This window comes from Intestinibacter sp., assembly GCF_051866655.1.
Classification (GTDB): Bacteria; Bacillota; Clostridia; order Peptostreptococcales; family Peptostreptococcaceae; genus Intestinibacter.
In genome coordinates, this window is sequence record NZ_JBJDXL010000111.1 from 1 (window position 1) to 6,577 (window position 6,577).

9 protein-coding genes are annotated in these 6,577 nt (G+C 31.2%); all 9 read right to left on the minus strand.

Going from position 1 to position 6,577, the window contains the following annotated elements; translation table 11 throughout:
- Positions 1-24: 24 nt before the first annotated feature.
- A complete protein-coding gene (locus ACI3VO_RS02910; RefSeq protein ID WP_439756478.1) occupies positions 25-732 on the minus strand; it encodes a cobalt-factor II C(20)-methyltransferase in 708 nt (235 codons plus the stop codon).
- A gap of 37 nt (positions 733-769) precedes the next feature.
- A complete protein-coding gene (locus tag ACI3VO_RS02915; protein WP_439756479.1) occupies positions 770-1,555 on the minus strand; it encodes a sirohydrochlorin cobaltochelatase in 786 nt (261 codons plus the stop codon).
- A gap of 61 nt (positions 1,556-1,616) precedes the next feature.
- The gene (cobK, locus tag ACI3VO_RS02920) at positions 1,617-2,363 is read right to left on the minus strand and encodes a precorrin-6A reductase (RefSeq protein WP_439756480.1); all 747 of its coding nucleotides are present in this window, start codon (positions 2,361-2,363) and stop codon (positions 1,617-1,619) included.
- A 24-nt stretch (positions 2,364-2,387) separates the two neighbouring features.
- Positions 2,388-3,113 (minus strand): precorrin-3B C(17)-methyltransferase, encoded by a 726-nt coding sequence (gene cobJ / locus ACI3VO_RS02925; protein ID WP_439756481.1) that lies wholly within the window; start codon positions 3,111-3,113, stop codon positions 2,388-2,390.
- The gene (gene cbiG, locus ACI3VO_RS02930) at positions 3,110-4,180 is read right to left on the minus strand and encodes a cobalt-precorrin 5A hydrolase (protein ID WP_439756482.1); all 1,071 of its coding nucleotides are present in this window, start codon (positions 4,178-4,180) and stop codon (positions 3,110-3,112) included. The genes cobJ and cbiG overlap by 4 nt, the downstream gene beginning before the upstream one ends.
- Positions 4,164-4,928: a cobalt-precorrin-4 methyltransferase gene (locus ACI3VO_RS02935; RefSeq protein ID WP_320627091.1), complete on the minus strand. Its 765-nt coding sequence runs from the start codon at positions 4,926-4,928 to the stop codon at positions 4,164-4,166. The genes cbiG and ACI3VO_RS02935 overlap by 17 nt, the downstream gene beginning before the upstream one ends.
- A 5-nt stretch (positions 4,929-4,933) precedes the next feature.
- On the minus strand, positions 4,934-5,500 hold the full coding sequence (locus ACI3VO_RS02940; protein WP_439756483.1) for a decarboxylating cobalt-precorrin-6B (C(15))-methyltransferase: 567 nt from the start codon (positions 5,498-5,500) through the stop codon (positions 4,934-4,936).
- A complete protein-coding gene (locus ACI3VO_RS02945) occupies positions 5,490-6,098 on the minus strand; it encodes a cobalt-precorrin-7 (C(5))-methyltransferase (protein ID WP_290691161.1) in 609 nt (202 codons plus the stop codon). The genes ACI3VO_RS02940 and ACI3VO_RS02945 overlap by 11 nt, the downstream gene beginning before the upstream one ends.
- Positions 6,095-6,577: cobalt-precorrin-5B (C(1))-methyltransferase (locus ACI3VO_RS02950; RefSeq protein WP_439756484.1), on the minus strand; the 483-nt coding region annotated here is incomplete at its 5' end. The genes ACI3VO_RS02950 and ACI3VO_RS02945, both read right to left, overlap by 4 nt.

Sequence of the window (6,577 nt, forward strand, 5' to 3'; positions counted from 1 at the left end):
CTCCTTAAATCTTTTTTAAGATTATTATTTTATTTTGTTATTTTTATTTACTAATATTGTAGAAAAATATGATATTTTTTCTTGTAGATGGACATCTCTTAAATCTTTGTATACTACTTCTCTATCTTGAGATGAATTACTTACTAAAATAGCATTGTCTATTAAATCGTATTTTTCTAGCTTTTCTATTATTTGTTTGAAATTCTTGTACACCTTCATAAGCACTATACAGTCGTATGTTTGTAGTGCTGCATCTATTTTTTCTTCCTCCATAGTACATGGTATTACTATAAGTGGATCTGTATCCATAACTAGTGGGAAGTTTTGGTTTGATGCTATATTTGAAAATGAAGATATTCCAGGAATAGTTTCAACTTCTATTTCATCTATTAATCTCTCCATTACATATACGTATGTGCTGTATATCATAGGATCTCCTAAAGTTATAAATCCTACATTTTTTCCACCTTTTACATCTGTTACAATTTCTTGAGCTACTTGATCCCATGCAGCCATTTTTTCGACGCTGTCTGAATTCATTGGGAAGTGTCTTTGTTTTATTTCAACAGTATCAGGTATATATTCTTTTACTATTGATAGTGCTAAGCTATCTGTTCCTTTTTTTGGTTCTGGTGTATATAATATATCTAATATTTTAAATGTATTTACTGCTTTAACTGTTACCAATGAGCTGTCCCCTGGTCCAGTTCCTATTCCATAAAATTTCGCCATTATATTTCCTCCAATAGTATGTTTTTTATTATGTTAATTAATCTTCTAATTCCTTTGCACAATCTAATGCGTGGTTTACAAATTTATCTTGTATAGCTGGGTATTCGCCTAAGCCTTGTAAATGTATATTTACTTTAAATCCTTCTTTTTCTAGTATAGATTTCCATGAATCCTCTTCATCACTCGCCATATCATTAGTAGCATGGTCTCCTGCAACTAGCATAAAAGGCATTACATCTACAGTTTTTATGTTATCAGCCTTTAATTTTTTGATTACTTGTTCTAATTCAGGATATCCTTCAACTGTACCTATATATACGTTCATGTCGTTATCTCTAAACATGTATTCCAAGGCTGGATAAGCTGAATGACTTTCATGTGTAGTTCCGTGACCCATAAATACTACTGCTTCGTCAGGTTGTATTATGTCTAGTTGTTTTTTTACACCTTCAACAGTTTCTCTATAATCATCTATTGTAGTTAAAAGAGGTCTTCCTAAAGCTATTTTTTTAAATTTAGGCTTAAAGCTTTCAACTTGTTCCTTTAATTTGTTGTATTCTTCTCCACAGATTATGTGTAATGTTTGAACTACAACCTCTTCATATCCTGCATCAGCTAATTTTTGTAGAGCTTCAACTGGATTATCTATGAACATATTATCTCTTTTCTTTAATTTATTTATTATCATATTAGAAGTAAATGCTCTATAAAAATCATATCCTTCTAATTTTTCGCTTATTTTTTTCTCACAAACCTCTATTGTTTTTTTTCTAGTTTCATGGTAGCTTGTACCAAAACTTACTACTAATACTGCTTTTTTCATTTTTAATTTCTCCTTAATATTAATTTTTGCTCAAATTTGAAAATTAAATATCGCCATAAAACTATATTACTTTTTCTATATCTTCTATTTTATTTATAACCCTTGGATAATCTATTTGCTTTCTAGATATTATTACAACTGGTATATTTAAGGCTTTACATGCGTTTACCTTTTCTAAAAAGCCTCCTGCCACTCCACTTTCCTTTGTAATCAATAAATCTATATTGTATTGTTTATAAGTAGCAATATTCATCTCTTCAGAAAAAGGTCCCTTCATAGCGATGATATTATCGGCATTAAGCCCTAGCTCTTCACAGCTTGTAAGAACTTCACTTGTCGGCAACACTCTCGCTATTAAATTTTTGCCTTTTAGCAGCTCTATATATTTGTCTAAATTCTTGCTTCCTGTTCCGATAAATATGTTATTGCCTTTTTCACTTGCAATTTTACAGGCTTCTTCTATATTTTCAACTACATATTTATTTTCATAGTCTATTTGTTTTATAAGAGATTCTCTCTCGAATCTCACATAATCTACATTTGATATCTTAGAACATTCTATCGCATTACTAGACACAACAGTAGCATAAGGATGCGTTGCATCTATTATTTGAGTTATGTTCTTTTCTTCTATTAAAGATACCATATCTTCTATTGTAAGCTTTCCTAAAAATACATTATCTGTAGCTTTTTTTGCAATATCTCTGCCATACTCTGTAGTAACTGAGACCATATACTCTAAATTCATGTCGTTTAATTTATTGCAAATATTTATGCTATCAGATGTTCCACCTAATACTAAAATCATGATATGTATCCTCTCTTTTAAAATCTATACAGTATATCCTCTAGGAGTTATCATTAAATCATCTTTTATGTATGTAGATTTGTTTCCTATTATAACCATAGTAGTCATATCAACTCTTTCAAAATCCATTGTATCGAAAGTACATATGAATTTTTCTTGATCTGCTCTTCCTACATCTTTTACTATTCCTACAGGAGTTGAACCATCTTTAAATTCTCCCATTATTTTAAATGCTTTTGCTAGATGTTCGCTTCTACCTTTACTTCTTGGGTTGTATAGGCAGATTACAAAATCAGCTTCTGCAGCTAATCTAAGTCTTTTTTCTATTACTTCCCATGGTGTCATTAAATCACTTAAGCTTATATGACAGAAATCGTGCATTATAGGTGCTCCTAATACAGCAGCTGCTCCTATACTAGCAGTAACCCCTGGCACTACTTTAACTGGTATATCTAAATCTTGTTTAGTTATTAATTCAAGTATAAGACCTGCCATTCCGTAGATTCCAGCATCTCCACTACTTATTACAGCAACCTTTTTGCCAGTTTTAGCTATATCGATAGCATCTTGGCATCTGTCTACTTCTTTTCTCATTCCATTTTGAACTACTTCTTTGTCTTTTATGAATTCTTCAACTAACTTTATATATGTTTTATATCCAACTATTACCTCTGCATCTTCCATTGCTGCTATTGCCTCTTGTGTCATTAAATCTCTACATCCAGGCCCTATTCCTATAACGTATATCATTTGTTCACTCTCCCTGCCGAAAATGTTATTCCAGTATATTTTTGTTTTTCAATAATCATATTGCCTTCACTAAGTAAATGTGCACATGGTTCTGCGACTGAATACACACCCACGTTCTTTTTCACCCATTCTGATTTTCCATATAAATGATCGACTTTTGAGATTTCTTCTACAGTGAAGGTCTTAAATGGTACATTTAAATATTTTGCAAGCTCGATTATTGCTTGTTCGTCTTTTTTTACTTCTATACTACCTATAGCTTTTATAGAATTTATATCTATGTTATTCGTATGTAAAAATTCCTTTAAAGAATTTCTCATATGTGTACTGTCGATATTTCGTTTGCATCCTACTCCTATTACGATGTCTTTTGGAACTAATTTTATTATATTTTCGTTTTTGAAATTTAGATTTTCTTTATCACTTACTACGACTATAGCTTCTATATTTTCTATTGTATCTACATCTTGGTATTTCAAAAGTTTAAATCCTCTTGTATCGACATCGTAATCTCCATCTAGGAATAATCCCACTGGCTTGTTATTTACTATCATGGAATTTACTTTTAATACGTTGTCTCTAAAGTTTTCTATATATCCATTTAGTTTTTTTGCGATCATATCTAATGAAGATTTATTGTTAACATCTGTAGCTGTAGTTATAACTGGATTTGCATCAAGTAAATGACTTATATACAAAGTCATTTCATTTGCTCCACCCATATGACCGCTTAGTAAGCTTATTACATTAGTTCCTCTTTCATCTGTTACTATTACAGCTGGATCCTCAAATTTACTTTGTATTAAAGGAGCGATTGTTCTAACTACGATTCCTGTTGCCATAATAAATACTATATATCTGTATTTATTGAATATTGTCGGTACAAAATCTTTTAACTTTTCATATATTCTAATTACGCCTTTACTAGACTCCTGTAACTCATCCTCGCTCTTCTTTTTAACAAAATAAACCTGACCTTCTTTTAACTCACTTTGTAGCTTTAAAGCTAAGTTTTTTCCATTTTTAGTTATGCAAATAATAGCAATTTTATTATTTTCTGTATTCATGTTTGAAGTCCTTATCATATAATTTTGAATTATTATATGTAGTTCCTAGGAATTCTCCTACCATTATTAATGCTGTTTTCTTGATTCCATTTTCTTTAACTTTAACTGCTATATCTTCTAAAGTTCCTTTTACTACTTTTTCATCTGGCCAAGTAGCTTTGTATATTACTGCTATTGGAGTAGTTTTTGGATATCCACCAGCTATTAATTTTTCTACAACCTTTTCAATTTCTTGAACTGATAAGAATATTACCATTGAAGTTTGGTGCTTAGCGAAAGATTCTATAGATTCCTTTTCTGGCACAGGAGTTCTACCTTCCATTCTAGTTATAACAACACTTTGAGATACCTCTGGAACTGTATATTCTACTCCTAGAGCTGATGATGCACCTAAGAAAGAGCTTACTCCTGGTGTACAATCGTAATCTATATCCAATTTAGCTAAATCTTCAACTTGTTCTCTTATTGAACCGTATATAGAGAAGTCACCTGTTTGTAATCTTACTACAGATTTTCCTTCTTTTATTCCTTTTTCCATAACATCTATTATTTCTTGTAAATTCATGTAAGCACTGTCATGTATTTCGCAGCCTTCTTTGCAGTATTCAAGAAGTGCTGGATTTACTAATGAACCTGCATATATTACAACATCTGCATTGCTTAGTAATTTATATCCTTTTAATGTTATTAATTCTTTGTCCCCAGGGCCTGCCCCTACAAAATGTACTTTATTAACGTTAGTATTCATCGTCTTTACTCTACTCCTTTTTCACATGATATTATATATATTGGATTATGAGGTTTGAAATATTCCCCTGGTCCTAATTTTTCAAGCTTTGAAACGTTTAAAACTGTTACATCTACATTTTTAAACCCTTTTTCTCTGACTAATCTCAGCATTTCATAAAATGTATCTATTATTATAAAGTTAGCTACAAGTCTTCCTCCTGGAGCTAATAATTCCTTAGACCAGTCGATAATTTCTTCTAGCTTCTTTCCTGTACCTCCAAGGAAGATTGCATCTACCGGTGTATCTAAGTCTAAATCTACAGGTGCATAAGCCTTTACAACCTCTACATTTGTTAGATTAAAATTTTCTATATTTTGATTTACTAAATCAAGTGCATCGTCATTTCGTTCAATAGCTATAACTCTTAAATTTGGATAATGGTATCCAGCTTCAATAGATATACTACCAGTCCCTGCACCTACATCTATAAAAGTCTTAGCATTTAATAAATCCAATTTATTTATAGATATAGCTCTGACTTCTTCTTTTGTTATAGGGACTTTTCCTGTTATAAAATCTCTATTCCTCATCTAATATCACCACTACATTCATATCAAATTTTTCAACTGCCAATATATCCTCTGGCTTTCCTATTGTTATTTTTTCATCCTCATAAGATAGATTTTCGCCTACTACTATAGTTTTATTTAAATTTCTCTTTTGTATTTCTCTGCTTATCTCGTGAGGACCTATCTTGCTGTCAGTAACCATGCATACCTTCTTATGAGAAAGTATATAATCAAAGTCTGGCACTTTACCGTGGCTACTTGTAATGTAAACATCGTTCATATCGACAAATATTCTTGAAAATATATATTGAAGTGAGCTTATACCAGAAACTATATTTAGGTGCTTATGCTCTATATTTTTTGAAAGATATTTTCCAATTCCATATATAGAAGGATCTCCAGATGCTATAACAGAAATATTTTTATCTAAGTTGTTTTGTATATATTCTAAGATTTCTTTTAAATTTGTAGATAAAACTATCTTTTCTCCTTTGAAATCACTTATAGACTCTAAATTTCTTCTTCCTCCGATTACTACATCAGATGAATAGATTAATTTTTCGCCTAATTTAGTAATATAATCTGTGTTTCCAGGTCCTAAACCTATAATATTAATCATCTAAATACCTCCACTATAGAATCTGCATTGTCTGATTTTCCTAGATAGGATTTATCCATTCTAAACATATACACACCTACTTCTATGTCATCATCACCTAGATGTTGTTTTACTCTATCTCTGCATTTATTGCATAAAACATCGTAAACACCTGTGTACTCACTTTGGTCGATTATTTCAACTGCTCCTTCTGCTGTCACACATTCATCTATTTGTTCCAAAAATTCTACTGGCGCTCCCATAAGTGCCAAATTAGAAATCATAATTTCATTTCTAGCATCTGCAACCTTGCTGTGAGTTTGGAATATTCCAGCAGCAACTTTTATAAATTTGCCGATATGTCCAGCTAGAAGTAATTTTTTATACCCCAAGCGTTTTGCCTCCATAAGCATATAGCCTACAAAGTTGCTCATTCTGACTACGTATTTTATATCTAAGCCGAGCTCATTTTGAACGAACTCTTCTCCATGATTTCCTGG

Excerpts from the sequence above, each read along its gene's own strand:
- ACI3VO_RS02910 (WP_439756478.1), bottom strand. The coding sequence starts at position 732 with ATGGCGAAATTTTATGGAATAGGAACTGGACCAGGGGACAGCTCATTG.
- ACI3VO_RS02945 (WP_290691161.1), bottom strand. The coding sequence starts at position 6,098 with ATGATTAATATTATAGGTTTAGGACCTGGAAACACAGATTATATTACT.
- cbiG (WP_439756482.1), bottom strand. The coding sequence starts at position 4,180 with ATGAATACAGAAAATAATAAAATTGCTATTATTTGCATAACTAAAAAT.
- ACI3VO_RS02915 (WP_439756479.1), bottom strand. The coding sequence starts at position 1,555 with ATGAAAAAAGCAGTATTAGTAGTAAGTTTTGGTACAAGCTACCATGAA.
- ACI3VO_RS02935 (WP_320627091.1), bottom strand. The coding sequence starts at position 4,928 with ATGAATACTAACGTTAATAAAGTACATTTTGTAGGGGCAGGCCCTGGG.
- cobK (WP_439756480.1), bottom strand. The coding sequence starts at position 2,363 with ATGATTTTAGTATTAGGTGGAACATCTGATAGCATAAATATTTGCAAT.
- cobJ (WP_439756481.1), bottom strand. The coding sequence starts at position 3,113 with ATGATATACGTTATAGGAATAGGGCCTGGATGTAGAGATTTAATGACA.
- ACI3VO_RS02940 (WP_439756483.1), bottom strand. The coding sequence starts at position 5,500 with ATGAGGAATAGAGATTTTATAACAGGAAAAGTCCCTATAACAAAAGAA.